Origin of the sequence: Pseudomonas sp. TH31 (assembly GCF_016650815.1) — a bacterium.
GTDB lineage: Bacteria > Pseudomonadota > Gammaproteobacteria > Pseudomonadales > Pseudomonadaceae > Aquipseudomonas.
The window spans coordinates 35,704-62,343 of record NZ_JAEKEZ010000026.1 but is presented as its reverse complement, the minus strand read 5'-3'; the positions used below and the strand labels follow the sequence as shown (position 1 = coordinate 62,343).

At 59.9% G+C, this 26,640-nt stretch carries 17 protein-coding genes, 1 tRNA gene and 2 pseudogenes; 4 read left to right on the top strand and 16 right to left on the bottom strand.

Annotation, left to right across the window (positions count from 1 at the left end):
• Positions 1–95 precede the first annotated feature (95 nt).
• The 4 genes from JFV26_RS17940 to ptsP form a co-directional block, all read right to left on the bottom strand.
• Positions 96–1,637 (bottom strand): alkaline phosphatase D family protein, encoded by a 1,542-nt coding sequence (locus JFV26_RS17940; protein ID WP_201194365.1) that lies wholly within the window; start codon positions 1,635–1,637, stop codon positions 96–98.
• A gap of 141 nt (positions 1,638–1,778) precedes the next feature.
• Positions 1,779–3,518 (bottom strand): PTS fructose-like transporter subunit IIB, encoded by a 1,740-nt coding sequence (locus JFV26_RS17935; protein ID WP_201194362.1) that lies wholly within the window; start codon positions 3,516–3,518, stop codon positions 1,779–1,781.
• An 11-nt stretch (positions 3,519–3,529) separates the two neighbouring features.
• The gene (gene pfkB / locus JFV26_RS17930) at positions 3,530–4,471 is read right to left on the bottom strand and encodes a 1-phosphofructokinase (RefSeq protein WP_201194361.1); all 942 of its coding nucleotides are present in this window, start codon (positions 4,469–4,471) and stop codon (positions 3,530–3,532) included.
• Positions 4,471–7,332 (bottom strand): phosphoenolpyruvate--protein phosphotransferase, encoded by a 2,862-nt coding sequence (gene ptsP / locus JFV26_RS17925; RefSeq protein ID WP_201194360.1) that lies wholly within the window; start codon positions 7,330–7,332, stop codon positions 4,471–4,473. Before ptsP ends, pfkB begins: the two co-directional genes overlap by 1 nt.
• A gap of 290 nt (positions 7,333–7,622) precedes the next feature.
• Between ptsP and cra the strand changes: the two genes are divergently transcribed.
• Positions 7,623–8,618: a catabolite repressor/activator gene (gene cra / locus JFV26_RS17920; RefSeq protein ID WP_201194359.1), complete on the top strand. Its 996-nt coding sequence runs from the start codon at positions 7,623–7,625 to the stop codon at positions 8,616–8,618.
• A 3-nt stretch (positions 8,619–8,621) separates the two neighbouring features.
• A complete protein-coding gene (locus JFV26_RS17915) occupies positions 8,622–9,398 on the top strand; it encodes a TatD family hydrolase (protein ID WP_201194358.1) in 777 nt (258 codons plus the stop codon).
• 129 nt (positions 9,399–9,527) lie between these two features.
• Here JFV26_RS17915 and JFV26_RS17910 read toward each other — a convergent pair whose 3' ends face one another.
• From JFV26_RS17910 to JFV26_RS17895, 4 genes are all read right to left on the bottom strand, one after another.
• A complete protein-coding gene (locus JFV26_RS17910) occupies positions 9,528–11,558 on the bottom strand; it encodes a methyl-accepting chemotaxis protein (protein ID WP_201194356.1) in 2,031 nt (676 codons plus the stop codon).
• 221 nt (positions 11,559–11,779) lie between these two features.
• Positions 11,780–12,616, bottom strand: coding sequence for a regulatory signaling modulator protein AmpE (gene ampE, locus JFV26_RS17905; protein ID WP_201194355.1), 837 nt, complete (start codon positions 12,614–12,616; stop codon positions 11,780–11,782).
• Positions 12,613–13,173 (bottom strand): 1,6-anhydro-N-acetylmuramyl-L-alanine amidase AmpD, encoded by a 561-nt coding sequence (gene ampD, locus JFV26_RS17900; RefSeq protein WP_201194354.1) that lies wholly within the window; start codon positions 13,171–13,173, stop codon positions 12,613–12,615. The genes ampE and ampD overlap by 4 nt, the downstream gene beginning before the upstream one ends.
• A gap of 64 nt (positions 13,174–13,237) precedes the next feature.
• Positions 13,238–15,457 carry a DUF1631 domain-containing protein gene (locus JFV26_RS17895; RefSeq protein WP_201194353.1) on the bottom strand — a complete coding sequence of 740 codons (2,220 nt, stop codon included), beginning with the start codon at positions 15,455–15,457 and terminating at the stop codon, positions 13,238–13,240.
• A gap of 360 nt (positions 15,458–15,817) precedes the next feature.
• On the opposite strand from JFV26_RS17895, the pseudogene nadC reads away from it, so the two are divergent.
• Positions 15,818–16,665: pseudogene (nadC, locus tag JFV26_RS17890) on the top strand (carboxylating nicotinate-nucleotide diphosphorylase).
• Between the two features lie 134 nt (positions 16,666–16,799).
• On the opposite strand, the gene JFV26_RS17885 reads toward nadC, so the two are convergent.
• Positions 16,800–17,105, bottom strand: coding sequence for a DUF6388 family protein (locus JFV26_RS17885; RefSeq protein WP_201194352.1), 306 nt, complete (start codon positions 17,103–17,105; stop codon positions 16,800–16,802).
• A 316-nt stretch (positions 17,106–17,421) separates the two neighbouring features.
• Here JFV26_RS17885 and JFV26_RS17880 point away from each other — a divergent pair, with 316 nt between their 5' ends.
• Positions 17,422–18,087 (top strand): hypothetical protein, encoded by a 666-nt coding sequence (locus JFV26_RS17880; protein WP_201194351.1) that lies wholly within the window; start codon positions 17,422–17,424, stop codon positions 18,085–18,087.
• A 9-nt stretch (positions 18,088–18,096) separates the two neighbouring features.
• On the opposite strand, the gene JFV26_RS17875 is transcribed toward JFV26_RS17880, so the two are convergent.
• The 7 genes and pseudogenes from JFV26_RS17875 to nusA form a co-directional block, all read right to left on the bottom strand.
• A tRNA-Thr gene (locus tag JFV26_RS17875) sits at positions 18,097–18,172 on the bottom strand.
• Positions 18,173–18,387: 215 nt separating this feature from the next.
• Positions 18,388–20,493 carry a polyribonucleotide nucleotidyltransferase gene (gene pnp, locus JFV26_RS17870; protein ID WP_201194350.1) on the bottom strand — a complete coding sequence of 702 codons (2,106 nt, stop codon included), beginning with the start codon at positions 20,491–20,493 and terminating at the stop codon, positions 18,388–18,390.
• Between the two features lie 194 nt (positions 20,494–20,687).
• Positions 20,688–20,957, bottom strand: a complete 270-nt coding sequence (gene rpsO, locus JFV26_RS17865; RefSeq protein ID WP_003176135.1) for a 30S ribosomal protein S15 — start codon at positions 20,955–20,957, stop codon at positions 20,688–20,690.
• Between the two features lie 142 nt (positions 20,958–21,099).
• A complete protein-coding gene (gene truB / locus JFV26_RS17860) occupies positions 21,100–22,017 on the bottom strand; it encodes a tRNA pseudouridine(55) synthase TruB (protein WP_201194348.1) in 918 nt (305 codons plus the stop codon).
• Between the two features lie 3 nt (positions 22,018–22,020).
• Positions 22,021–22,422: a 30S ribosome-binding factor RbfA gene (gene rbfA / locus JFV26_RS17855; RefSeq protein WP_007942872.1), complete on the bottom strand. Its 402-nt coding sequence runs from the start codon at positions 22,420–22,422 to the stop codon at positions 22,021–22,023.
• Between the two features lie 159 nt (positions 22,423–22,581).
• Positions 22,582–25,106: pseudogene (infB, locus tag JFV26_RS17850) on the bottom strand (translation initiation factor IF-2).
• 27 nt (positions 25,107–25,133) lie between these two features.
• A complete protein-coding gene (gene nusA, locus JFV26_RS17845) occupies positions 25,134–26,615 on the bottom strand; it encodes a transcription termination factor NusA (protein WP_201194346.1) in 1,482 nt (493 codons plus the stop codon).
• Positions 26,616–26,640 lie beyond the last annotated feature (25 nt).

The following is a 26,640-nucleotide window of genomic DNA, read 5'->3' as shown; positions in this document are numbered from 1 at the left end:
GAAAGCGGTCTGACAGCCAACATCTCTGTTGAATGTTGAGCTGTCATCGCGAGCAAGCCCGCTCCCACAGTTGATCTACGCCATGCCTGACAGTCTCAAACCGGCGCCAGCTTCTGCTCAAACACACTCACCCCATCCAGATCCCGCAACACCACGCTCATCTCCCCGCTCTGCCCATCGATATTCACCTCGCCAAAAAACTGAAACCCGGCAAATGGCGAGGTGTTCTGTGCCGGTGGGGCTTTCTCGAAAACCACCTGCGGCCCAAAGGTTTTATCCAGCGGATTAGGCCCGAAGCTCCCGGCATTCAACGGTCCGGCGACAAACTCCCAAAACGGTTCGAAATCCTGAAACGCCGCGCGCTCCGGGTGATAGTGATGCGCCGCGCAGTAATGCACATCCGCGGTGAGGAACACGAAATTGCGCACTTGCTGGGACCGCAGAAATCCGAGCAACTCGGCGATTTCCAGCTCGCGGCCCTGAGCCGGTCCCGGGTCACCATTGGCCACCGCTTCCCAACGCGGCACACCCGGACTGACTTCTCCATCCGGCACACCGAGACCAATCGGCATATCGGCGGCAATGACTTTCCATTGTGCACTGGAGGCTTTCAACGAAGCCTTCAACCAGTCCAGTTGCTCGCGCCCCAGAAACGGTTTCTCCCCACCCAGGTTGTCGTCATTCGCCCCACGATAACTGCGCATGTCGAGCACGAACACATCAAGCATCGGCCCATAACCGAGCTTGCGATAAATCCGTCCGCCGTTGTCGGCGGCTTGCAAACGCATCGGCGCATATTCAAGCCAGGCTTGTCGCGCACGGCCGACCAGGCTGTGGATATCTTTGCTCTTGTAGCGTTCGTCCAACTGCTTGCCCGGCGACCAATTGTTCACCACTTCGTGGTCGTCCCACTGCCAGATCTGCGGCACCTCGGCGTTGAAGCGGCGGATGTTTTCGTCCATCAGGTTGTAGCGATAATTGCCGCGATATTCATCAAGGGTTTCGGCGACTTTGCTCTTGGCTTCGCTGGTGATGTTGCGCCACACCCGACCGCTCTCGGTGGTCAGTTGAGCGGGCACCGGGCCGTCAGCGTAGATGGTGTCGCCGCTGTGGATAAAGAAGTCCGGCAGGCGCAGGCGCATGGCTTCGTAGATACGTATGCCGCCGATGTCCGGGTTGATGCCGAAGCCCTGGCCGACGGTGTCACCGCTCCAGACAAAACGAATGTCCCGACGGGCCGCAGGCACGCTGCGCAAGTGGCCGAACCAGGGTTCACTGCTTGTGCCGTTCTGAGCGTCTTCGAAGTGCACACGGTAGAAAATCGCCTGATCGGCAGGCAGGCCGGTGAGTTCGACCCGGGCGGTGAAGTCCGTGCGCGAATCCGCCAAGGGCGAAACGAAACGACGCGGGTTGGTGAACAGGCTGCGGGTGTCCCATTCCACCACCATCCGCGCCGGACGATCGCTGCGGCTCCAGACCATCGCCCGGTCGCCCAGCAGGTCGCCGGACTGCACGCCGTCGGTGAGTTGCGGCCGATCCTGGACCGAGGCGATGACTGCCGGAGCCAGGCCGGGCAGCAACAGACCGGCGCCGACCGCTTGCATGACACGCCGGCGACCGAGGTTGAATTCGCTCATGGTGCTCTCCCTGTAAAAGGAGAACTTAAGCACGTCCGTGTGAAACGAGGATGACACAAAAAGATCGCAGCCTTCGGCAGCTCCTACACAGGCAGAATGCGAACACCCTGTAGGAGCTGCCGAAGGCTGCGATCGTTTGATCTATGCCTTGGCGGGTTCCAAAGCCAACTCCACCACTTCCGGCCGCTTGAGCAGTGCATACGCCACTGCCGTCAACAGACTCCCCGCCACAATCGCCAGCAAATACAGCAGCGCATGGTTGATCGCATTCGGGATCATCAGCACGAACAACCCACCGTGCGGCGCCATCAGTTTGCAGCCGAAATACATCGACAACGCACCGGTCAGCGCGCCACCGGCAATGCTCGCCGGAATCACCCGCAACGGGTCTTTGGCCGCGAACGGGATCGCGCCTTCGGAGATAAAGCACAGCCCCAACACCAACGCCGCTTTACCGGCCTCGCGCTCGGTCTGGGCGAACTTGCGTCGGGCAATAAACGTCGCGATGCCAAGACCAATCGGCGGCACCATGCCGGCGGCCATGGTGGCGGCCATCGGTGCATAACTCTGCGACGCCAACAGCCCGACCGAGAACGCATAAGCGGCCTTGTTGATCGGCCCGCCGAGGTCGACGCACATCATGCCGCCGAGCAACACACCGAGCAGAATCGCGTTGGTGGTGCCCATGCTGTCGAGAAAGTGCGTCAGCGCTTCGAGCATGCCCGCGACCGGTTTGCCGACCACGTAGATCATCACCAACCCGGTGAACAGACTCGCCAGCAACGGGATGATCAGGATCGGTTTCAGCGCTTCAAGGCTCTGCGGCAAACGCGCATAACGATTGATCGCCTGGGCCGCGTAACCGGCGATAAAACCGGCAAGGATCCCGCCGATAAAACCGGCGCCCAACGTACTCGCAAGCAAGCCGCCAATCATCCCCGGCGCCAGACCCGGACGGTCAGCGATGGAATAAGCGATGTACCCCGCCAGCAGCGGCACCATAAGCTTGAACGCGGTTTCGCCACCGATCTGCATCAGCGCGGCCGCCAGCGTGCCCGGTTCCTTGAACGCGGTGATGCCGAACACAAACGACAGCGCGATCATCAACCCGCCCGCCACCACCATTGGCAGCATGAACGACACGCCGGTCAGCAGGTGTTTGTAGACGCCGGTCTTCTCTTGCCTGGCCGGGGCTTTGGCGCCGGTGGCAGCGGTTTCCTGCGAGCCTTCAGCCAGTGCTTTGTTGAGCGTGGCTTCGGCTTGTTTCAACGCAATGCCAGTGCCACAACGATAAATCTTCTTGCCGGCGAAACGCTCCGTGGCGACTTCGATATCGCAGGCCAGCAGCACCACGTCAGCATCGGCAATCGCGGCGGCGCTCAGCGGATTGCGCGCGCCGACCGAGCCCTGGGTTTCCACTTGCAAGTCGTAGCCCAGGCGCTTGGCCGCCTGCTGCAAGGCTTCGGCGGCCATGAAGGTGTGGGCAACGCCGGTCGGGCACGCCGTGATCGCGACCAGACGCGGTGCGTTTTTGGCGGCCACGGCAGGTTCGGCGACGGCTTGGGCGGCAACGTAAATCTCGGCCTCTTGCGCGCCACGACGCAGCACGGCTTCAACGTCTTGCAGGGCCTGGGCCGGGGTGCTGCGGTATACGCGTTTGCCGACGAATCGGGTCATGTCCACAGGTGCGCTGGTCACCAGCAGCACCCACTCGGCGGACTCAAGGGTGGCCGCCGACAACTGGCGCTCCGGATGTGCCGCGTCGTTCACTTCGACGCAAGTGCTCCAGCCCTGACGCTGGGCGGCGGCGTCGAGCAGCCGCGCGCACAGCACACTGGTGACCATGCCGTTCGGGCAGGCCGTAACAATGGCTAACTTCATGACAACCCCTCTTATTGTTCTGTCAGGAGGCGCACGCGCACGCCCTGTTCGAGCTGCGCCAATTGCGCGGCATCACTGATGCCGAAACCGATCTGCGTGACGGCCATCGCGGCAATCGCCGTGGCGGTGCGCAGGGTCTGTTCAGGCGTGTCGGCGCTGAGCAAACCGTGAAGCATGCCGGCCAGCAACGAATCGCCGGCACCGACCGTGCTGGCCACACTGACCTTGGGCGGCGTGGCATGCATTGCCGCGCCGACACTGAACCAGTTCACCCCATCGGCGCCGTGGGAAATCACCACGTGCTCGATGCCTTGAGCGTGCAAGTGGCTCGCGGCTTCGGCTTGTGCCGAAACCGACACCACCTCACAACCGAGCGCATCGGCAAGCTCTTCGGTGTTGGGTTTGATCAGCCATGGACCTGCCGCCAGCCCTGCACGCAAGGCTTCGCCACTGGTGTCCAGCACCACCTTCAAACCGAGGTTTTTCAAGCGCGCGATCAACGCCTGCAACCATTGCGGGCTGACGCCTCGCGGCAGGCTGCCGGCGACGACAACGGCATCATGCCCCGGCGCGATCTGATCCAGTCGATCCAGCAGCGCCTGCTGCGCGGCGTCACTGACCTGCGGGCCGGGGCCGTTAATATCGGTGATGCGCCCGTCGCTTTCCGCCAGTTTGATATTGCTGCGGGTCTCCCCCGGCACACGAATGAACGCGTCGAGAAAACCGCGCCTGGCGAACAGGGTTTCAAATGCCTGAAGATTGTCTTCACCGAGAAACCCGCTGACCGTCAGTTGATGCCCGAGATCGGCCAGCACCTGGGCCACGTTCACGCCTTTGCCGGCGGCGTGGGTGTGCATCTCGTCGCTGCGGTTGACCTGACCGGACTCCAACCGTGGCAACTGGACGGTCAGGTCCAGCGCCGGGTTGAGGGTCAGGGTTAAAATCCTGGCCATTACAGGGCCTCCACTAATGCGCGCACTTCATTGGCGCTGCCCACGGCCAGGGCCTGTTGAGCAAGAATTTGAGACTGGGCCAGGCTGAGTTCGCGGATGCGTGCCTTGACCTCAGCGATGCTGCGCCCGGACACGCTGAGCTCGTCCACACCGAGGCCGACCAGCACCGGTACCGCCAGCGGATCGGCCGCCAGTTCGCCGCACACGCCGACCCATTTGCCATGGGCATGGGCCGCGCGCACGGTGATGTCGATCAGTTGCAGCACCGCCGGGTGCAAGCCGTCGGCCTGGGCCGACAAGGTCGGGTGACCCCGGTCGATGGCCAGCGTGTATTGGGTCAGGTCGTTGGTGCCGACGCTGAAGAAGTCGACTTCTTTAGCAAGAACCGGCGCCAGCAATGCCGCCGACGGCACTTCAATCATGATCCCCAGTTGCAGGTCTGCCACCGGGATTTCCAGGCGCAGGCGCTCGGTCATATCCCGGGCCTGACGCCACTCATCAACGCTGCCGACCATCGGGAACATGATCCGCAATGGACGGTTGTCCGCCGCACGCAGCAAGGCGCGCAATTGCGCTTCCATGATGTGCGGACGTTGCAGGGTCAGGCGAATACCGCGCACGCCAAGGAACGGGTTCTCTTCCTTGGCGATCGGCCAATACGGCAGTGGTTTGTCGCCGCCGACATCGAGGGTGCGAACCACCAACGGACGACCGGCGAGGCCATCGAGGACACGACGGTATTCGACTTCCTGGGTGGCTTCGTCCGGTGCCTGCGAATGGGCCATGAAAATCAGTTCGGTGCGCAGCAGGCCAATGCCTTCGGCGCCCTGCTCCACCGCACTGGTGACGCCAGCGCTTTCGCCGATGTTGGCGAACACTTCGACCGCGTGGCCGTCGGTGGTCAGCGCCGGTTGATGGCGTTGTTCGGCCGCCGCTTTTAATCGTTGCTCGCGGGTGTCGCGTTCTTCGGTGGCGCGCTGCAAGGTTGCGGCATCAGCGTCGACATGCAGGCGACCGCGTTGGCCATCAATCAGCAACGGCGTGCCCGGTGCCAGCAGCAACACGGCGGCACCGGCGCCGACCAGGGCCGGAATCCCCAAGGCCCGGGCGACGATGGCGCTATGGGCAGTGGCGCCGCCACGGGCGGTCAGAATACCGGCGACCCGTGCCGGATCGAGACGGGCGACGTCGGACGGGCCGACTTCGTCCATTACCAGAATGTACGGCTGCTCGGGCTCGCTCGGGGTTTCGATGCCACACAGTTGCGACAGCACCCGGCGACCGATGTCGCGCAAGTCAGCAGCGCGTTCGGCGAGCAAGGCGTCCTGCAGCGATTCCTGCTGTTTGGCGGCGGCTTCGATCACCGCCATCCACGCAGCTTCAGCGCTTTCGCCTTGCTTGAGACGGGTGTCGACTTCATCGGTCAATTCCGGGTCGTCGAGCATCTCCTGGTGGGTGATGAAAATCTCGCGAATGGCTTTGGATTTGCTGCGTTCGATCAAGCCTTCGATGTCGCGACGGACATCGGACAACGCTTGCTTGAGACGCTCGCGTTCGACCGCGGCGGACTCGCCGCGCAGCGGATAATCGATGGCTTGCAGCACTTGAATGTGCGCCGGGCCGATGGCGATGCCCGGCGCAGCGGCAATGGCCTGGATCAGGCTGCCTGACGTTGGCGCGAGCAACACTTCGGCGACATCGGCAAACACTTCGCGCTGCTGACTGACAGCTGGCAACGGCTCGACTTCTTCACCGAGGCCTTCTTCGATAGCTGCCAGCAACGCCGGCAAGGCATCGGCGGCGATGCTCGGCTCGGCGATAAATTCCAGCACCTGAGCGCGCCGGGCGCCAAGGCTGAGCAGCTTGCTCAAGCTCTTTACCGACACGGCGCTGTCCTGGCCATCGACGATGCGCACGCGAATCTCGCCTTCAAAACTTTTCGCCAGTTGCGCGAGGATCTTCGCCGGGCGCGCATGCAAACCGTGGGCGTTGGCCAGGGCAATGCGCGCGCTCGGCCAGTCGGCCGGCACCTCACCGCCCAGCACTTCGAGGACTTTACGGCTGCTGGTGGCGCGGCCCAATTCGTGACCGCGACCTTCAATCAGTAATGCACACAGGCGTTCGAGCAAGGCCTGATGCGCTTCGCCGAGGCTGGCCAGGCAGAACAGACCGCTCAACGGCTGACCGAGGTAACGCATCGGTTTGTCCGGCGTGACGAAGGCCAGCCCCGGACGTTTCACGGTTTGCTCGCTGTGCAGCCACCACAGGCCATCGCCCAGGGGCAGCGCTTCGACTTGTTGCAGCACGGCGGAGAAACCGTTGCTCACGCAATCGGCCTGGCGCAGCAAACGCGCACCGCGCCAGACCAGTTCTTCGAAGTCATCGGCGGACACACCGAGGCCGATCATCTGGGCGTCCAGCGCCAATTCTTGCGGCGCGCCTTGCAGCAGTTTCAGCAGCGCTTCGGCGGAACTGGCGCGACGCAGGGCCTGGCCCAGATCGGTTTCGCCGAGGGCGCGGGTCAGCAGTTGCAGCAGGCGCAGGTGCTCATCGGATTTGGCGGCGATGCCGATCGCCAGGTAGACAATGTGGCCATCGCCCCAGTCCACGCCTTCAGGAAACTGCATCAGCCGCACGCCAGTGGAAAACACCTGATCGCGGGTTTGCGGAGTACCGTGGGGGATGGCAATACCTTGGCCGAGAAAGGTCGAGCCCTGGGCTTCACGCGCCTGCAAACCGGAGAGATAACCCTCGGCGACCAGGCCATCGGCGACCAGATGCTGGGCCAGCAGGTGCAACGCGGCTGACTTATCCACAGCCGACTGGCCCATGGATATCTGCTCTATGGTGAGCTCGAGCATGCTTTCTCCTTTTTGGCGCCTGATGACGCCAGGTATTGTTTTGAATGATTCAGCTTAGGCTGTTAGTCATCACTTTTGGCGGTTTCGCGGCAGAACCGGCCAAAGGAGCCTATAACGTAGAAAATACGCTTGCTGAAACGTTTAATCTAGAATGTTTGGCACGTTACTCGATAATGGCTCATCCTTGAAGTCCAACTTGTCGGATGCGTTGCGACAATAGTCGTCTGCCTGAATCGGGTAGGATTGGCGAAAATGTCGGGGCAAGCTCGAAAAAACAAGGAAATCCCGAGTTGAAACTCAGTGATATCGCACAGTTGGCCGGTGTGTCCGTTACCACCGCCAGTTATGTCATTAATGGCAAGGCCGCACAGCAACGCATCAGCAGCGCTACCGTCGAGCGCGTGCGTGCCGTGGTCGAGCAACATGGCTTTACACCCAACCCTCAGGCCGCCGGGCTGCGCAGTCGGCATACCCGCACCTTGGGGTTCATCCTGCCGGACCTGGAAAACCCCAGTTACGCGCGGATCGCCAAGCTCCTGGAGCAAGGCGCCCGGGCGCGCGGCTATCAGTTGCTGATCGCCAGCTCCGATGATGCGCCGGACAGCGAACGGCAACTGCTGAAGCTGTTCCGGGCCCGGCGTTGCGACGCCTTGATCGTCGCCAGTTGCCTGCCGACCGATGATGACAGCTATCGCCAGTTGCAGGCCAAAGGCATTCCAATCATCGCCATCGACCGGGTCATGGAACCCGAGCATTTCTGCTCGGTGATCAGCGACGACCGCGAGGCCAGCCTGCAACTGACCCGCAGCCTGCTCGACCCATTGCCCAAGCAGATTGCGCTGATCGGCGCCCGTCCCGAGCTGAGCATCAGCCAGGAGCGGACGGCGGGCTTCAAAGAGGCGCTGGCCGGGTTCAAAGGCGAAATCCTGATTGAGCAGGGCGAGTCGTTCAGCCGAGAGTGCGGTAAGCAACTGATGGAAGAATTGCTCCAGCGCCTGGGGCATTTACCGGATGCGCTGTTGACCACGTCCTATGTGCTGCTTCAAGGCGTGTTCGACGCCTTGCACGACTTCCCGCTCAAAGCCCGACCGCTGCGTCTTGGCACGTTCGGCGACACGCAGTTGCTGGATTTCCTGCCGTTGCCGGTCAACGCCATGGCCCAGCAGCATCAATTGATCGCCGATAAAGCCCTGGAACTGGCCCTGGCCGCCATCGAACAGTCGGACTACCAACCCGGCGTGCTCGCCATTGCGCGGACATTCAAGCAGCGCATTCGCCAGGACTGAACCGTGGAGCTGATCGACAGCCACACTCATCTGGATTTTCCGGACTTCGACGCTGATCGCACGGCGTTGTTGGCCGCAAGCCGCGCCCTTGGGGTGCGGCGGATGGTGGTGCTGGGGGTTTATCAAGACAACTGGCCGCGCGTTTGGGCATTGGTGCAAAGCGATCCCGATCTGCACGCAGCGTTCGGGCTGCATCCGGTGTATCTGGACCAGCATCGCCCCGAAGACCTGAGCGCACTCGGCGACTGGCTGACCCGACTGGCCGGCCATCGGCAGGTGTGTGCAGTGGGTGAGATCGGCCTGGATTACTTCATCGAAACCCTCGATCGCGAGCGCCAGCAGGCGTTGTTCGATGCGCAACTGCAACTGGCGGTGGATTTCAATCTGCCGGCGCTGATCCATGTACGACGCAGTCATGCGGCGGTGATTGCCACGCTCAAACGGTTTCGCTTGAAACGCGCGGGGATCATCCACGCCTTCGCCGGCAGCAAGGAAGAGGCGCGGGAATACATCAAACTCGGATTCAAACTGGGCCTGGGTGGCGCCGCGACCTGGCCTCAGGCCTTGCGCATGCACCGGGTGCTGGCCGAGTTGCCACTGGATTCGGTGGTACTGGAAACCGACTCTCCAGACATGGCGCCCGTCATGTTCCCCGGCCAACGCAACAGCCCGGCGCACTTGCCGGCGATCTGCTCGGCACTCGCCGAAATCATGGCGATCAGTCCCGAACAATTGGCCACCGCCAGCACGGCCAATGCCTGCGAGCTGTTCAACTGGTAACTCGCTGATTCACACAACACCTGTGGGAGCGAGCCTGCTCGCGATGGCGATCGATCATTCAACCTCTCTGTTAAATGATATGCCCTTATCGCGAGCAGGCTCGCTCCCACATTGGGTTTGTGGTGTTGATTACACCCGGAACGCGCGGATCAACTGTTTCAACTCCACCACCTGCGTCGACAATGCGCGGCTGACATTTTCGGTCTGGTACGCGCCTTCGGCGGTCCGCTCGCCGGCACGGTTAATCTCGACGATGTTCTGGTCTATGTCGTGGGCCACGGCGGTTTGCTGCTCCACGGCGGCGGCAATCTGCTGGTTCTGGTCGACGATCATGCCCACGGCGCCGAGGATGTTTTCCAGGGCTTGCTGGACCTTTTCCGATTGCCCCACGGTGCCGTTAGCCATTTGATGGCTGACGCCCATGGCTTTCACCGCCGCGCCGACACCGCCGTGGAGCCTGGTGATCATTTGCTCGATTTCTTCGGTCGATTGCTGGGTGCGCTTGGCCAACGTGCGAACCTCATCCGCCACCACCGCAAAACCACGGCCCTGCTCCCCCGCCCGCGCCGCTTCGATGGCGGCGTTCAGCGCCAGCAGGTTGGTCTGCTCGGCAATGCTTTTGATCACGTCCAGCACCCGGCTGATGGACTGGCTGTCGCTGGCCAGTTGATTGATTACCAACATTGACTGATCGATCTCGCCGGCCAGTGCCGCAATGCTGCCCTGCTGGGACTCCACCAGAGCGCGGCCGTTGAGGGTCTCGTCATTGACGCTGTGGGCGCTGCTGACTGCCGCCGCCGCGCTGCGTGCCACCTCCAGGGAGGTGGCTGACATCTGGTTCATGGCGGTGGCGACCTGTTCGATTTGCGTCCGCTGCCCGGCCACGGCCTGATTGCTCTGGGCGCAAACGCTTTGCACTTGCCCGGCCTGGCGCTCGACTTCGTTGACGGTCTGGCCGACCCGCTCGATCAAGTCGTGGATTTTCTTCACCGTCCCGTTGAACACCTCGCCCAACTCGCCCAACTCATCGCGACTGTTGGCGCTGAACGTCACGGTCATGTCGCCGGCTGCGACTTTATCCATCACCGCGCCCAGGCGCTTGAGGGTGGTGCGGGTCGAGGCGTAGAAGCCGCCGTAGAGGTAAAAGATCAACACAAACACCACCGACAGCGCTACGGCCTGCAAGACCATGTGAGTGCGATTCTGCTCCAGCCGCTGCTGCAACTGGGTGCCGAGAAACTTCAGGGTGGCCTCATTGAGCTGGTACGTCTGGTCCATCAGGCCGGTGACCTGATCGTAAAACCCCTGCCACGGTGCATCGAGCGTGTCGGCCACAACCACCTGGGTTTCGAACAGCTCGCCGGCCTTTTTCAGGGAGGCCTTGCTGCTCTCGCCCTGAACGGCCAGGGTGTCGTGCGCCGCCTGGCTTGCACCCAACGCGTCGTGCAACTTCAACCCGTATTCGGCTTGAAGCTTTTCGATCTGCGCCAGCAACTCGTCGAAACGGGTGCTCGACGCCGAATTGAGAAAGCCCTGCCCCAGCGAAAATGAGCCCATGGCCCGGCCTTCACCCAGAATCTGGGTCACCGGCGGGGTGACGCTGGTAATGAGTTCACTGAGCTGGCGCATGTCGCTCTGGGTGTCACGACTCAAGCCGGCCTGGCTGGCGATGATCTGGCTGAAAACCTGCGCATTGCCGAGCAACTTGCCAATCAGCGCACTTTTACTTTGCAGGGAATTTTCCGCTTGCTGGGCCTTGAACGCGGCGATCATTTCATCGCGCTTGCCATCGACGACTTTGATCTGTTCCGGGTCAGTGGACATGGCCGCCAGACCCTGCAAGCGAGTCAGAATGCTTTGTTCCAGCGCCGTGATCTTCGACTCCACATCTCCGGCCTTGCCGGACTGGCCGAGGGTGACGTTGATCTGCACCAGGTTGTTCAAGGTTTCCAGATCCCGCCGAAGGGTCAGGCTGCTGCCCAGTAGGTCGAGGCTGTGCAATTCGACCTGGGTGCCCTGGAACTCGCGATAGGAATCGCGCACCAGATAGAAGTTGGTCAGCAGCATCGGCACCAGGAACAGCACGCTGATCAGGCTGAACTTCATGCCAAAGCTCAGGCGGTTCATCAGCGCGACAGCGGGATAGAGCAAGCTCTTCACTGTGAAGTCTCCCTTTTGATTTCTTATTTTTATTGGCAGGCGCGCAGCGACAGCAGATAGCCACTATGGGGCGCTGTCTCTGTATAGCTCAAATCGGCGGGAGGTTTTGTAACTTAAGGTTAACGAAAAAGATCGCAGCCTTCGGCAACTCCTACAGGAAAACGCTGATCCCATGTAGGAGCTGCCGAAGGCTGCGATCTTTTGATCTTCTTATGCCCAAATCAGGAAAGCACCGTCCACAACGCAAACCCGGCATACCAGAGCACCGCCGCCCGCAACAGCAGTTCCCAGATGCGATCCAGGCTGTTGATGCCATCGGGCCCGACCACCGGCTCCGGAATCTCACCGGCCACCAGCCCGACCTTTTCGATCAACTGGGCGGCGCTGATGTTCCAGTTCAACAGTTCGTGGAGCATCACCCGCCCGACCGCAACAAAGTTACCGACCAGGGCAAAACTGGCCGCCAGCAACCGCACCGGCACCCAATCGAAGGCATGCCGCAGTTGCGCCGCACGCTCGGCCAGCGCCGGGTTCTGGCTGTGCTCTTCGGCCAGCGCGAGCAAGCGATAGCTCAGCGCAGCGACCGGGCCCAGCAGGAAGTACCAGAAAATAACCGCGAAAAAGCTTTGGTAGGCCTCCCAAATCAGATGGGCCTGAACCCGCTCCAGCAGCTGCTCGCCATTGTCGGCGCAGATGTCCAGGTCACGCTTGGCCACGTGCGCAGCGGCTTGCAGGTCTTCACGGCGCCAGGCATCGCGAAACGGTCCGAGCCCCGCCAGCAGATCACCGCGCCCCAGGCTGTAAATCACCACCAACAGGTGCACCGGCAGCGCCAGCAAGCCATAGGCCAAAGGCTCCAGGACCAGCAACAACAAACCGAGCAGCGCCACCGGCAGCAACACCAACAGCACCAATATCAGCCAAGGACGGTCTTTCAGACGCGGGCTGGCCTCAAGCTTGTGCAGCTCGCGGACCCAACCACCATCACGCTGAACCCGATGACGCAGGGCCGAGAACTTCTCGATCCAGACCGCCAACAGCAACACCAGAAAACTCATTGTTGTTCCTCTTTTGCCAGAGCGGCGCGATAGCGTGTCCAGTCGAACGCCGGTCCCGGATCGGTTTTACGCCTGGGCGCGATGTCGCTATGCCCGCAAATGCGCTGCGCGGTAATGCCGGTGAACGTGTTTTGCAGCTGTCGGGTCAGTGTCGTCAATGCTTGATACTGCGCGTCGGTAAAGGGCAGATCATCCGTACCTTCGAGCTCGATGCCCACGGAAAAATCGTTACAGACTTCCCGCCCCTCAAAATTCGAGATGCCGGCATGCCAGGCACGCTCAAGACAGGAGACAAACTGAGTGACAGTGCCGTCACGCTCGATCAGAAAATGCGCAGACACCCGCAGGTCAGCAATCCCCTCAAAGTAGGGATGCTCCGTGACATCCAGACGATTCTGGAAAAATTCCTGCACCTTGCCGGTGGCGAACTGCGCCGGCGGCAGGCTGATGTTGTGGATCACCAACAGGGAAATTTCATCCGTGGGGCGCGCATTGAAGTTGGGCGAGGGGCATATGTTTACGCCCTGGCACCAACCGCTCGCGGGGTCCAACTGCATACAGGTTCCTTCAACGACGACCGTGTTGGCGCCCAGTATGCCGCGATAGACCCTCTGCGCGCGATCACTTGCCGTGATTGAGACGCCGCAAGTTGCCGATCACCGATTCCAGGGCCCGATCGAACAGCAATGTATCGTCCAGCGCACGCACCGCACCCCGGCGCAACTCCAGGGCCAGGCCGGTGCGACTGCGTTCCAGCACTTTCATCCCGGTGCGGTTGACGAAAATATACTTGCCGGTGGCTTCAATGATCGCTGCCAGCTTGCAACGCAGGGTATTTTCTTCGTCTTCCTGAAACTCGACCCAGCAGCCCAGGCGCAACTGATCGACCTGAAGCAGACCGACATCGTCGGCCGGCAAACGTACCGATGTCGTGTCTACCGGCCCCTCATCGGCAGTACGCAAGAAGATTTCCTCCAGCACTTCGACCATCACTGGCGCATCGCGGGGTGTTGTCTGTTCCGGTGCCCGGGGGGCTGGCCGCTCGAACAGTTGAACGTGCAAGACCTCCAGCTCACTGAAGAATTCACTGGTGGCAAACGGGTCGAATGCCGAGCTGCTCAGGCCGTCACGCAGGGATTTGAGCAGTCCCGGCACCAGCGATAGCAGGCGCAGGCTCGCGTCGGCTTCTTCGTGACGCTGCACGCTCCAGATCAATTGCGCCATGGTTTGCACATCGGCGTGCCATTCGGCGGACTGATCGCCGTGCTTGAGGCACGTCAGCAACAGCACCTTGCTCCAGGCATCCTGGACGAACACCACCACGCCTTGCGGGAGCAGCTTGCCCAACAAGGTCTCATTCAGCGCCTGTTCGACCCGCTGACGCGCCAATTCAGCCTTGGCCCGACCTTCTTCGGCGTCCCGGGTACGCTGTTCCAGCAGCTCGCTGCGACGGCGCTCATCGCTGGTAAACGCCAGAAAGTCCGCCAGCAACTCGGAGAAAATCGCCGGGTCGTCGACAAAGTCATTCAACAGCCGCTGCACCACTTGCTCGATGCGCAGGTACAACGAATCGCGCTCATGATCGTCGCACTGGCCCCAACCCATGGCCGCAGTGGCGATTTCGTTGAGCAGACGTCGCGCCGGGTGGCTGCTGCGGCTGAAAAAGCTCTTGTCGAGCACCGCGACCTTCAGCATCGGGATCTGCAAGCGCCCGATAAGCGCCTTGAGCGAATCCGGCAGGTTGCGGTCATCGAGAATGCATTCGAAGAGCATGGCGATCAGGTTGATCACGTCTTCGTCGGCCACCCCAACCACCCGCGACTTGCCGCTTTTTACGCTGACGCGGGTCAGCAGTTGTTCGAGTTGGTTGCGCAGGTCGAAGTCGTCCTGAGCCGCCAGGGCCGGCACGTATTGCTGCAAGTGCGACAGCAGGCGCAGCAAGTCGCGGGTGGAAATCGGCTGGGCCGGGGCGCTGAGCTCAAGCGTCGGCGCGACACTGCCACGCACGTGGAAAAGCAGTTCCTGCAAGGCGGCGAAGACTTCCTGCACGCTGTCATCAATCTGCGTATTGCCACATCGGACAACCGTCTCGGCGGGTTCGGCATGGGCACTGGCCGCCGCGCGGTCAGCCGCACGCCGCGCCGGCGCTGGCTTGAGCTCGGGTAACACGCCGGTGGCGATCAACAATTGGTTGGCTTCGGCATAGAGCTGATCGGCGCTGCTGAGCACATAGCGCTCGAACAGTTTGAGGATGATCAGCTTGACCTTGATCTCCACGCCCAGATTGCGCCCGGCCTGCAGAAAATACTCGCACAGCATCGCCGGGCCCATCGGGTTGTGCTGTTCGAGCAGCTCCTTGCCCAACAACACGCTGAGTCGGGTGGTCAATTGATCGAGGGCGAAACCCTCGCGGTTCAGTACTTTGCTGACCATCGCCTCCACCGCGACATTGCGTTCCAGATCATCATTGGGCAGCGATGCGTTGGCATCGAACGCCAATAACTGGGGCAAGGTTGACCGAGTGATGTCGTACTGAGTGAGGCTGACGAACGCCTCGAAAAATTGTTCGAGAAACCCGCGCTCAATGCTTTTGCGCTTGAGGCGCAAGTCGCGCATGGCTTCGAAAAAGAGGTTCTGCTCGACGTCGTTGCGGGCCCGGTCGGCCATTTCGAACAGCGTGTCGTCGGCGTTATCGAACAGCGCCTGCAAACCGTGCCTGAGCAACTGAGCAGCCTTGTCGCGAACCTGAAGCAGAATCACAGGCAGGCGGGCGAGCGGCGAGCGGGTCGCCTGATCGGTAGCCGCCTTGTGCAAAGGCACTACATTCCCGTCGTTGTGCATCCAAGCCTCCTGAAACGGTGATTCTTCGGTTCGGTAAGAAAGATCGACTGCGCCAACATCACCGCCGGCGCTCAGCGGGGAACACTGCCCTCACGCTGTCATTCAATAATCGGGGACCCAAAGAGACGTCAAAGCTATGACGTCAAATGCAAGGCGGATTATCGGCAAAACACGCCGCTTGTGCCAGCAGACTCTGCGCCTCACCTGGAAATAGACGTACAGGACAGACCCTTGCTTAGCGCCAAATGCTCGGACGAATCGACCAAATGCAGGTTTCAGAGCGATGTGAACACCGTGGACGCCTTGGGTTGGCTCGCACCATGGCCCTATAATCGAGCCACTTAGTTTGTGGAGCCCGTTATGCCGAATCTACGTCTCGCCGATTTGACCGCCGAAATCGAAGCCAACGTGCGCCGCGCGTTGCTCGAAGACATCGGCAGCGGCGACATCACCGCGCAATTGATTCCCGCCGAACGCCTGGCCAAAGCCACCATCATCACCCGCGACGCTGCCGTCATTGCCGGTACCGCGTGGGTCGACGCCGTTTTTCGGCAACTGGACCCACGGGTTGCGGTGCACTGGCAGGTGCGCGATGGCGAACGGGTGAAACCCAATCAGGCGCTGTTCCACCTCGAAGGCCCGGCGCGCTCGCTGCTGACGGGTGAACGCTGTGCGCTGAATTTCCTGCAACTGCTGTCTGGCGTGGCAACGCGCGCGCAGTTTCTGGCGGATTTCGTCGCCGAGACGCAGGTAAAACTGCTCGACACCCGCAAAACCCTGCCGGGGCTGCGTCTGGCGCAGAAGTACGCCGTGACTTGCGGCAGCTGCCACAACCATCGCATCGGCCTGTATGACGCCTTCCTGATCAAGGAAAACCATATCGCCGCCTGCGGCGGCATCCCTGAGGCCATTAAAGCCGCGCACAAGATTGCCCGGGCAAGCCGGTGGAAATCGAAGTGGAAAGCCTGGATGAGCTGAAGGAGGCCCTGGCGGCCGGTGCCGACATCATCATGCTCGACGAACTGAGCCTGGATGACATGCGCGAAGCCGTGCGCCTGAACGGCGGCAAGGCAAAACTGGAGGCCAGCGGCGGTATCAACGAAAGCACGTTGCTGCCGATTGCCGAAACCGGTGTTGATTACATTTCGATCGGGGCAATGACCAAGGATGTGAAGGCGGTTGACCTGTCGATGCGGCTCAGTCTCTGATTAAAATATGTCTGCCGTAGCACATGCCATGTGGGAGCGGACTTGCTCGCGAAAGCGGTGGGTCAGACGACAATAATGTCGACTGACACTCCCTCTTCGCGAGCAAGCCCGCTCCCACAGGTTTGTCGCCGTGTTTAGACCACCAGATTATTCATCTCGCAGTACTCTTCCCATTCGACGCCCAGGACTTCGGCCGCCTCCTTGTGCAGAACCAGGCGTGCTGCCTCGAACTCTTCAGGCGTCGAGGTGTACTTGAGCGTCAGCTCCCAGGGCTGCAAGCCTTGCGACTCCGCTTCATCCTCGAACGCCCACTGGATCTGGTCTTTCTGATCGTCGGCGGGCAGGTCCTTGATCTCTTCGGCTAGCTGGGGCGACTCCAGTACGTACTTCTTGAGCGCTTCTTCGTGTCTGGCTTCTTGGGTCAATTCTTTAACGGTCATGTCGTTCTCGCTGATCTGGGGAATGGAAGATGGATCTGGATCATCAAGGATCTCTCTGACGCAAAAAACCGCGTGAAGCCCGGTTTGTCTGGCCTTCAGAACCATTCGGGATCATCTGAAAACAGCTCGGTGGTGCTCATGCAAGCTCCGAATATAGGACCTTTAGCTGACGATTTATATGCATGTTTACATCAATTCTACAAAAAAACGGATGACGTCACCGACCACGCTTATTTTGTGAGGCCCACAGGAACGTGTTTCAAAAATCGAAGTCATAGCGATGTGCCATATAGGCACTTCACAAGGAACTCAGGTGATGCGCAATTTTCCAAAGTTTCCGTCTACCCTGTTTGCAACTGGCATGGCCGCCTTGCTGCTCGGCAATACGGCACTGGCCAGTACGGCCCAGGCTATCGAGCTTAGCTCAGACAATCCTTCCTACAACGACACACTGACCGCCACCCATAACTCATACGGCAAAACCGTACTGGTCAGAACCAACCTGGCGGTCGATGAAATCGAAAAATTGCAGGGCACCGTCAAGACCAGCACGGCTGAAATCAGCACCCTGAAGAACACCGTCAGCGAGCAAGCGCGCCTCATCGAAGAGCTCAGGCGCAACACCGGCACCAGCTCCGGCTCAAGTACCAATGAAATATCCAGCCTCAAGCGTACCGTCGAGGAACAGAACAAAGACCTGAAAGAGCTCGGTAAACAACTCGAGGACCTCAAGCGCAATAGCGGCTCGAGTTCCAGTTCCAGCTCAAGCGAGTTGTCCAGCCTGAAACGCACCGTCAGCGATCAGGACAACGATCTGAAAAAACTGGCCAGCCAGGTCGAAGACCTCAAGCGCAGTGCCGGATCGAGCTCAAGTTCAAGCTCCAGCGATCTGTCCAGTCTTAAGCGGGAAGTCAGTGATCAGGACAATCAACTCGACCAGCTCAAACGCACCGTCGAAGACCTGAGCCGAAAAGTGAAATAACAGCAGCAATGGTGCCCGAGACAGGAATCGAACCTGCGACCTTCGCGTTACGAGTGCGCTGCTCTACCGGCTGAGCTACACGGGCGGTGGGCTAAACCTAGCACCGGTATCGAGGTCCGGCAACTTGCCGGACCGCTCTTTTTCAGACTTAAAATCAAAAGATCGCAGCCTTCGGCAGCTCCTACATGGGGCCGGTGTAGGAGTTGCCGAAGGCTGCGATCTTTTGATTGTATGACACACAGCAAAACGCCCCGAACCAGTCGGGGCGTTTTGTTGTTCAGCGCTTAAGTGCGGGGGTGATTAAACGCCCGATGCCTTGGCTGCTGCTACGTCTTTGATGGACAGCTTGATACGGCCGCGGTTGTCCACGTCCAGTACCAGTACTTCCACTTCCTGGCCTTCTTTCAGGATGTCGGTCACTTTCTCTACGCGAGCATCGCTCAACATGGAGATGTGAACCAGACCGTCCTTGCCAGGCAGGATGTTGACGAATGCGCCGAAGTCGACGATGCGCTCAACCTTACCGACGTAGATCTTGCCGATTTCAGCTTCTGCGGTGATGCCCAGAACGCGCTGACGTGCAGCTTCAGCAGCTTCCTTGGTTTCGCCGAAGATCTTGATCGAGCCGTCGTCTTCGATGTCGATCGAAGCCTTGGTTTCTTCACAGATCGCACGAATGGTCGCGCCGCCTTTACCGATGACATCACGGATTTTGTCGGTGTCGATTTTCATCGCGATCATGGTCGGAGCATTTTCCGACAGCTCGGTACGGGACTGAGCAATGATCTGGTTCATCTGACCGAGGATGTTCAGGCGCGCTTCCAGGGCTTGGCCCAGAGCGATTTCCATGATTTCTTCGGTGATGCCTTTGATCTTGATGTCCATCTGCAGCGCGGTAACACCTTTGGCGGTACCGGCTACTTTGAAGTCCATGTCGCCGAGGTGGTCTTCGTCACCCAGGATGTCGGTCAGGATGGCGAACTTCTCGCCTTCTTTAACCAGACCCATGGCGATACCGGCAACCGGTGCCTTCATTGGAACGCCGGCATCCATCAGGGCCAGGGAAGCGCCGCAGACCGAAGCCATCGAGCTCGAACCGTTGGATTCGGTGATTTCCGACACCACACGAATGGTGTACGGGAACACGTCGGCGGCAGGCAGCATGGCTGCAATCGAACGACGGGCCAGACGGCCGTGACCGATTTCGCGACGACCAGCGCCACCCATGCGACCACACTCACCTACCGAGAACGGAGGGAAGTTGTAGTGCAGCATGAACGGGTCTTTTTTCTCGCCTTCCAGGGTGTCCAGCAGTTGTGCGTCACGGGCGGTGCCCAGTGTTGCAACAACCAGAGCCTGGGTTTCGCCACGGGTGAACAGAGCCGAACCGTGGGTCTTTGGCAGAACACCGACTTCGATGTTCAGAGGACGTACAGTCTTGGTGTCGCGACCGTCGATACGTGGCTTGCCGTTTACGATGTTTTCGCGAACGGTGCGGTATTCGATTTCGCCGAATGCTGCTTTGACTTCGCTGGAAGAAGGCTGGCCTTCTTCACCGGACAGCTTGGCAACAACCTGGTCTTTCAGCTCACCCAGGCGAGCGTAACGATCGGCCTTGATGGTGATGGTGTAAGCCTGGGAGATCGCGTCGCCGAACTCGGCACGGATAGCGCCCAGCAGAGCGGTTGCTTCTGGCTGTGGTGCCCAGGCCCAAGTTGGCTTGGCCGCTTCGGCAGCCAGTTCTTTAACGGCGTTGATCACAACCTGGAACTCGTCGTGAGCAAACAGTACCGCGCCCAGCATCTGGTCTTCGGTCAGCTCTTTGGCTTCCGATTCAACCATCAACACGGCTTCCGAAGTACCGGCAACGACCATGTCCAGGCTCGAAGCTTTCTGTTGTTCGTAAGTCGGGTTCAGCAGGTAGCCGGTGCTTTCGTGGAACGCAACGCGTGCACAGCCGATAGGGCCATCGAAAGGAATGCCGGAGATCGCCAGGGCAGCCGAGGTACCGATCATCGCAGCGATGTCCGGATCGGTCTTCTTGCTGGTGGAAACGACGGTGCAGACAACCTGCACTTCGTTCATGAAGCCTTCTGGGAACAGCGGACGGATCGGACGGTCGATCAGTCGGGAAGTCAGGGTTTCTTTCTCGGAAGGACGGCCTTCACGCTTGAAGAAACCGCCAGGGATCTTACCGGCAGCGTAAGTCTTTTCCTGGTAGTGAACGGACAGAGGGAAGAAGCCCTTGCCTGGATCGGCTTGCTTGGCACCAACGACGGTCACCAATACGCTGACGTCGTCGTCAACGGTGACCAATACTGCGCCGGAGGCCTGACGGGCGATACGGCCGGTCTCGAGGGTAACGGTCGACTGACCGAACTGGAATTTTTTGATTACCGGGTTCACGGTGTCCTACCTTCTTTGTGGCTCTTGGGGAACTTGTCTTCTTGCGAAATTCTTGGGCAATGTCGGGAGTCGGCCCAACGTCTGTCCAGGGTAAAACGTGTATCCAGATAAAACTTGAGGCTGGGAGCCTGCCATGCGCCAGCGGGAAACCCACTGACGTACGGCAGACAACCAACCTCTAGCGCAATCGCTTATTAGCGACGCAGACCCAGGCGACCGATCAGAGCCTGGTAACGGCCCAGATCCTTGCCTTTCAGGTAGTCCAGCAGCTTACGGCGCTGGTTTACCATGCGGATCAGACCACGACGGGAGTGGTGATCTTTACCGTTGGCCTTGAAGTGACCTTGCAGTTTGTTGATGTTGTGGGTCAGCAGTGCAACTTGCACTTCTGGCGAACCAGTGTCACCAACAGCTTGCTGGTAGTCAGCTACGATTTGAGCTTTTTCTTGAACGTCGAGAGCCATGAGGCAATCCTTTTATCAGGAAACTGTTTCAGAGAAACAGCTTCAACAGGCCAGGGACAAATCCCTGTATCTAAAAATGAGTAGTGACCGTGCCTGCTAACAGCCACCCTCGCCAGCCTGCTGTTACGCAGACCGGTTTCGGTCATTCCGACCGAATCAGTCGACGCGGCGCGATGCGCCCGTCTTCGCTCACTTCACCGATACCGATGAAGCGACCGTTGTGATCCTGTACCCGTACCATGCCGAACTTCGGTGCATCCGGGGCTCGTACCGGTTGGCCGTTAAGCCAGTAGAACGAGCTGTGCTCCGAGAACTGCAACAGCGGCCAATCCAGCAAGCCGCTGTCCGATGGCATCAGGAAGCGGTCGACCGCTTCGTTGCCGCCTTCGGCGTGTACGGCTTCCAACTCTTCAAGCGTGACCGTCTGCGCCAGCGTGAAAGGCCCGGCCTGGGTACGTCGCAATTGAGCAACGTAAGCGCCACAACCGAGTTGCTCACCGATATCCTCCACCAGGGTGCGGATATAGGTGCCTTTGCTGCAATCCACCGCAAGCCGCGCAGTATCACCCTCAAAGGCCAGCAATTCCAAGCGCGCAATAGTAACAGAACGCGGTTCGCGCTCCACTACTTCGCCTGCACGGGCCAGCTTGTACAGCGGCTGGCCATCACGCTTGAGCGCCGAGTACATCGGCGGTATCTGACTGATTTGCCCACGAAAACCGGGTAAAGCAGCCTCAACATCGGCGCGACCAACGGTCACCGGGCGCTCCAGTAGAACATCACCTTCGGCATCCGCCGTGGTGGTGGTCTTGCCCAGTTGCGCCAGGGTTTCATAAGCCTTGTCGGAATCGAGCAGGTATTGCGAGAACTTGGTGGCCTCACCGAAGCACAACGGCAGCACGCCGGTGGCCAGCGGATCAAGACTACCGGTGTGCCCGGCCTTCTCGGCGTTCAGCAACCAGCGAACCTTCTGCAACGCCGCGTTGGAGGTAAACCCCAGCGGTTTGTCGAGCAGGATGATGCCGCTGACGTTACGACGGATACGTTTGACCTGAGCCACCGATTACTCCTTGGCGTCTTCGGGTTCAGCCGCTACCGGGTGCTGGTTGTCTTCAGCCACCGCACGCTCGATCAGGGCCGACAGGTGCGCGCCACGCACGACGCTTTCGTCGTAGTGGAAGTGCAACTGCGGAACGCTGCGCAACTTCATTTCGCGAGCCAACTGCATACGCAGGAAGCCGGCGGCGGAGTTGAGCACCTTGATGCTTTGCGCGATGTCTTCGGCATTGTCCTGGCCCATCACGGTAATGAAGATCTTGGCGTGACCGACGTCACGGCTGACTTCAACAGCGGTAATGGTGACCAGGCCGACGCGCGGGTCTTTGACTTCACGACGGATCAGTTGTGCCAGCTCGCGCTGCATCTGATCGCCGATACGTTGGGTACGGCTGTATTCTTTTGCCATGTCTTGTTACCTGTTACTGCCTCACGGTGAAACCCGTGGGGTCTGAAAGCGGCAAACGCCCGGCCTGACAAAAGCCAGACCGGGCGTTGCGTTTAGAGTCCTGACGCCGTGCCGCGCATTTGCATGCGGCGGCTCGCCGTGGCCCTTGAAGTGCGCGAGTTAGAGGCTGCGAGCAACCTGAACCTTCTCGTAGACTTCGATCTTGTCGCCGGCCTTGACGTCGTTGTAGCTCTTGACGCCAATACCGCATTCCATGCCGGCACGTACTTCGGAAGCGTCATCCTTGAAGCGGCGCAGGGATTCCAGCTCGCCTTCGAAGATAACGATGTCTTCACGCAGTACACGGATTGGACGGTTACGGTGAACAACACCTTCGATAACCATGCAACCGGCGATCGCGCCAAACTTCGGCGAACGGAACACGTCACGCACTTCAGCGGTACCCAGGATGTTCTCGCGAACATCGCTGCCCAGCATACCGGTGAGGGCTTTCTTGACGTCTTCGATGATGTCGTAGATCACGTTGTAGTAACGCATATCCAGACCTTCCTGCTCGACAATCCTGCGAGCGCCAGCATCGGCACGCACGTTGAAGCCGAACAGTACAGCGTTGGAGGCCAGTGCCAGGTTAGCGTCGGACTCGGTGATACCACCAACGCCGCCGCCGACAACACGCACTTGCACTTCGTCGTTACCCAGGCCGTTCAAGGCACCGTTCAACGCTTCCAGCGAACCACGGACGTCGGATTTGAGGACGATGTTAAGCGTCTTCTTCTCTTCCTGACCCATGTTCTCGAAGATGTTTTCAAGCTTGCCAGCGTGAGCGCGGGCCAGTTTGACTTCGCGGAACTTGCCTTGACGGAACAGAGCCACTTCACGGGCTTTCTTCTCGTCCGACAGCACGCTCATCTCGTCGCCAGCGTCCGGGGTACCGTCCAGGCCGAGGATCTCGACAGGGATGGAAGGACCGGCTTCCTTGATTGGCTTGCCGTTCTCGTCGAGCATGGCACGTACACGGCCATAGTTCGAACCGACCAGCACCATGTCGCCTTGGCGCAGGGTACCGTCTTGAACCAGAACGGTAGCAACCGGGCCACGACCTTTGTCGAGACGCGATTCAACCACAACACCACGACCCGGGGCCGAAGGCGTTGCCTTGAGCTCCAGAACTTCGGCTTGCAGCAGAACAGCTTCGAGCAACTCGTCCACGCCAGTACCGACTTTCGCCGAAACCGATACGAACGGGGTGTCGCCGCCCCACTCTTCCGAGGTCACGCCGTGAACCGACAGTTCGCTACGGATGCGATCGAGATCGGCGCCCGGCTTGTCGATTTTGTTCACAGCCACGACCAGTGGAACACCGGCAGCCTTGGCGTGCTGGACCGCTTCAATGGTCTGCGGCATTACGCCGTCGTCCGCTGCAACGACCAGGATCACGATGTCGGTCGCCTTGGCACCACGAGCACGCATTGCGGTAAACGCGGCGTGACCCGGGTATCGAGGAAAGTGACCATGCCGCGATCAGTTTCAACGTGGTACGCACCGATGTGCTGGGTGATACCGCCGGCTTCGCCAGCAGCTACCTTGGCACGACGGATGTAGTCGAGCAGCGAGGTCTTACCGTGGTCGACGTGGCCCATTACGGTCACAACCGGAGCACGGGAGAACGTCTCACCTTCAAACTTCAGGGACTCGGCCAGGGAATCTTCCAGGGCGGTGTCGCTGACCAGGGTCACTTTGTGGCCCAGCTCTTCGGCAACCAGTTGAGCAGTTTCCTGATCGAGTACCTGATTGATCGTCGCCGGCGTACCCAGCTTGAACATGAACTTGATGATTTCAGCAGCCTTGACCGACATCTGCTGGGCGAGATCGCCAACAGTGATGGTCTCGCCGATCTTCACTTCGCGCACAACAGGGCCGGTTGGGCTCTGGAAACCGTGAGCGTTGCGTTTCTTCAGCTTGGCCTTGCCGCGACCACCACGACGGAAGCTGTCGCTTTCTTCGTCGGTAGTACGTGGCGCAACACGTGGAGCAGGCGCTTTCTCTTTAACCGAAGCACGATGCGGAGCGTTTTTGCGCTCGCCATCGCCACCACCGCTGCGACGATTATTATCGTCGGCACGTGGTTTGTCCGGACGACGCTGATCGTTTGGCTTGCGGTCGGCAGAAGGAGCCGGTGCAGCCGCCACGACCGGTGCGCTTTCGCGTACTGGCTCGGCAACCGCAGCAGGCGCTGCGACAGCATCGTTAGTCGCGTTTTGCGCACCAGCAGGCTGGCGACGCGCGTCTTCTTCGGCACGACGCTTGGTTTCTTCTTCAGCCTTCTGACGGGCAGCATTTTCTACTGCACGACGTTCTTCCAGTTCGCGTTTGCGCTCGGCTTCGATTTCTTCCGGGCTGCGCTGTACGAAAACTTTCTTTTTACGGACTTCAACGCTGATGCTTTTGCTGCCAGCAACACGCAGGGTGCTGGTGGTTTTACGCTGCAGCGTGATCTTGCGTGGTTCTTCCACTTTCGCCTTGTGGCTGCTTTTCAAGTGAGTCAGCAAAGATTGCTTCTCACTGTCAGTCACATGTTCTTCGGCGGCGGTGTGCGGCAGACCTGCCTCACGCATCTGCTGCAACAGGCGCTCTACCGGTGTTTTGACCTCATCGGCCAGTTGTTTCACCGTGACTTGCGTCATGCACTTCTCTCCTCAGGCCGCGCCTAATTACTCGAACCAGTGGGCTCGGGCGGCCATGATCAACTTGCCGGCACGATCATCGTCAATGCCGTCGATGTCGAGCAGGTCGTCAATAGACTGCTCGGCCAGGTCTTCGCGGGTAATTACGCCGCGCACCGCCAGTTCCATCGCCAAATCCTTGTCCATACCCTCAAGCGAGAGCAGGTCTTCGGCCGGATGGGCGTCTGCCAGCTTTTCCTCAGTAGCGATGGCTTTGGTCAACAAACGATCCTTGGCGCGAGCGCGAAGCTCGTTGACGGTTTCTTCGTCAAAGCCGTCGATGTTGAGCATTTCTTCCAACGGTACGTAGGCAATCTCTTCCAGGCTGGTGAAGCCTTCATCTACCAGCACTTGCGCCAGGTCTTCGTCGACTTCCAGCTCGTCGATGAAGTTGCGCAGGATGTCGCCGGTTTCTGCTTGCTGCTTAGCCTGGATGTCCGATTCGGTCATCACGTTCAGGGTCCAGCCAGTCAACTGGCTAGCCAGACGCACGTTCTGACCACCGCGACCGATGGCCTGAGCCAGATTGTCTGCGCCAACGGCGATGTCCATTGCATGGGCATCTTCGTCAACGATAATTGCCGCCACTTCAGCCGGCGACATTGCATTAATCACGAACTGCGCCGGGTTATCGTCCCACAGGACGATGTCCACACGCTCGCCGCCCAACTCGCCCGACACTGCCTGGACGCGCGAACCGCGCATACCGATGCAAGCGCCTTGCGGGTCAATGCGTTTGTCCTTGGAGCGGACCGCGATCTTGGCACGCGAACCCGGGTCACGGGACGCCGCCATTACTTCGATCAGGCCTTCAGCGATTTCCGGCACTTCGATGCGGAACAACTCGATCAGCATTTCCGGCGCGGTACGCGACAGGATCAGCTGCGGACCGCGGTTCTCGGTGCGGATTTCCTTGAGCAGCGCACGCAGGCGCACGCCAACCCGGAAGGTTTCGCGAGAAATGATGTCTTCACGAGCCAGCAACGCTTCAGCGTTGTTGCCCAGGTCAACGATCACGTTGTCGCGGGTCACTTTCTTCACGGTGCCGGAGATGATTTCACCCAGGCGCTCGCGGTAAGCATCAACAACTTGAGCGCGCTCGGCTTCGCGAACTTTCTGCACGATGACTTGCTTGGCAGTCTGTGCAGCGATACGGCCGAACTCGATGGATTCGATCTTTTCTTCGACTACATCACCAACCTGGGCACCCGGATGCGTTTCTGCAACCTTGCTCGGCCAGGTTTCAATGGCCGGATCGTCCAGGTTTGCTTCTTCGACGACCGTCCAGCGACGGAATGTCTCGTAAGCACCGGTGTGGCGATTGATTTCCACACGCAGATCGACTTCGTCCTCGAAACGTTTTTTGGTGGCAGTGGCCAGAGCCAGCTCCAGCGCTTCAAAAATTACGTTTGCCGGTACGCCCTTTTCATTGGATACCGACTCAACAACCAGCAGTACTTCTTTGCTCATCGTACGCCTCGCCTTTCGCAAGCCA

Coding starts and splice junctions, on each gene's coding strand:
- JFV26_RS17940 (WP_201194365.1), bottom strand. CDS start 1,637: ATGAGCGAATTCAACCTCGGTCGCCGGCGTGTCATGCAAGCGGTCGGC.
- JFV26_RS17935 (WP_201194362.1), bottom strand. CDS start 3,518: ATGAAGTTAGCCATTGTTACGGCCTGCCCGAACGGCATGGTCACCAGT.
- pfkB (WP_201194361.1), bottom strand. CDS start 4,471: ATGGCCAGGATTTTAACCCTGACCCTCAACCCGGCGCTGGACCTGACC.
- ptsP (WP_201194360.1), bottom strand. CDS start 7,332: ATGCTCGAGCTCACCATAGAGCAGATATCCATGGGCCAGTCGGCTGTG.
- ampE (WP_201194355.1), bottom strand. CDS start 12,616: ATGAGTTTTCTGGTGTTGCTGTTGGCGGTCTGGATCGAGAAGTTCTCG.
- ampD (WP_201194354.1), bottom strand. CDS start 13,173: ATGCAGTTGGACCCCGCGAGCGGTTGGTGCCAGGGCGTAAACATATGC.
- JFV26_RS17895 (WP_201194353.1), bottom strand. CDS start 15,457: ATGCACAACGACGGGAATGTAGTGCCTTTGCACAAGGCGGCTACCGAT.
- JFV26_RS17885 (WP_201194352.1), bottom strand. CDS start 17,105: ATGACCGTTAAAGAATTGACCCAAGAAGCCAGACACGAAGAAGCGCTC.
- JFV26_RS17880 (WP_201194351.1), top strand. CDS start 17,422: ATGCGCAATTTTCCAAAGTTTCCGTCTACCCTGTTTGCAACTGGCATG.
- rpsO (WP_003176135.1), bottom strand. CDS start 20,957: ATGGCTCTCGACGTTCAAGAAAAAGCTCAAATCGTAGCTGACTACCAG.
- rbfA (WP_007942872.1), bottom strand. CDS start 22,422: ATGGCAAAAGAATACAGCCGTACCCAACGTATCGGCGATCAGATGCAG.
- nusA (WP_201194346.1), bottom strand. CDS start 26,615: ATGAGCAAAGAAGTACTGCTGGTTGTTGAGTCGGTATCCAATGAAAAG.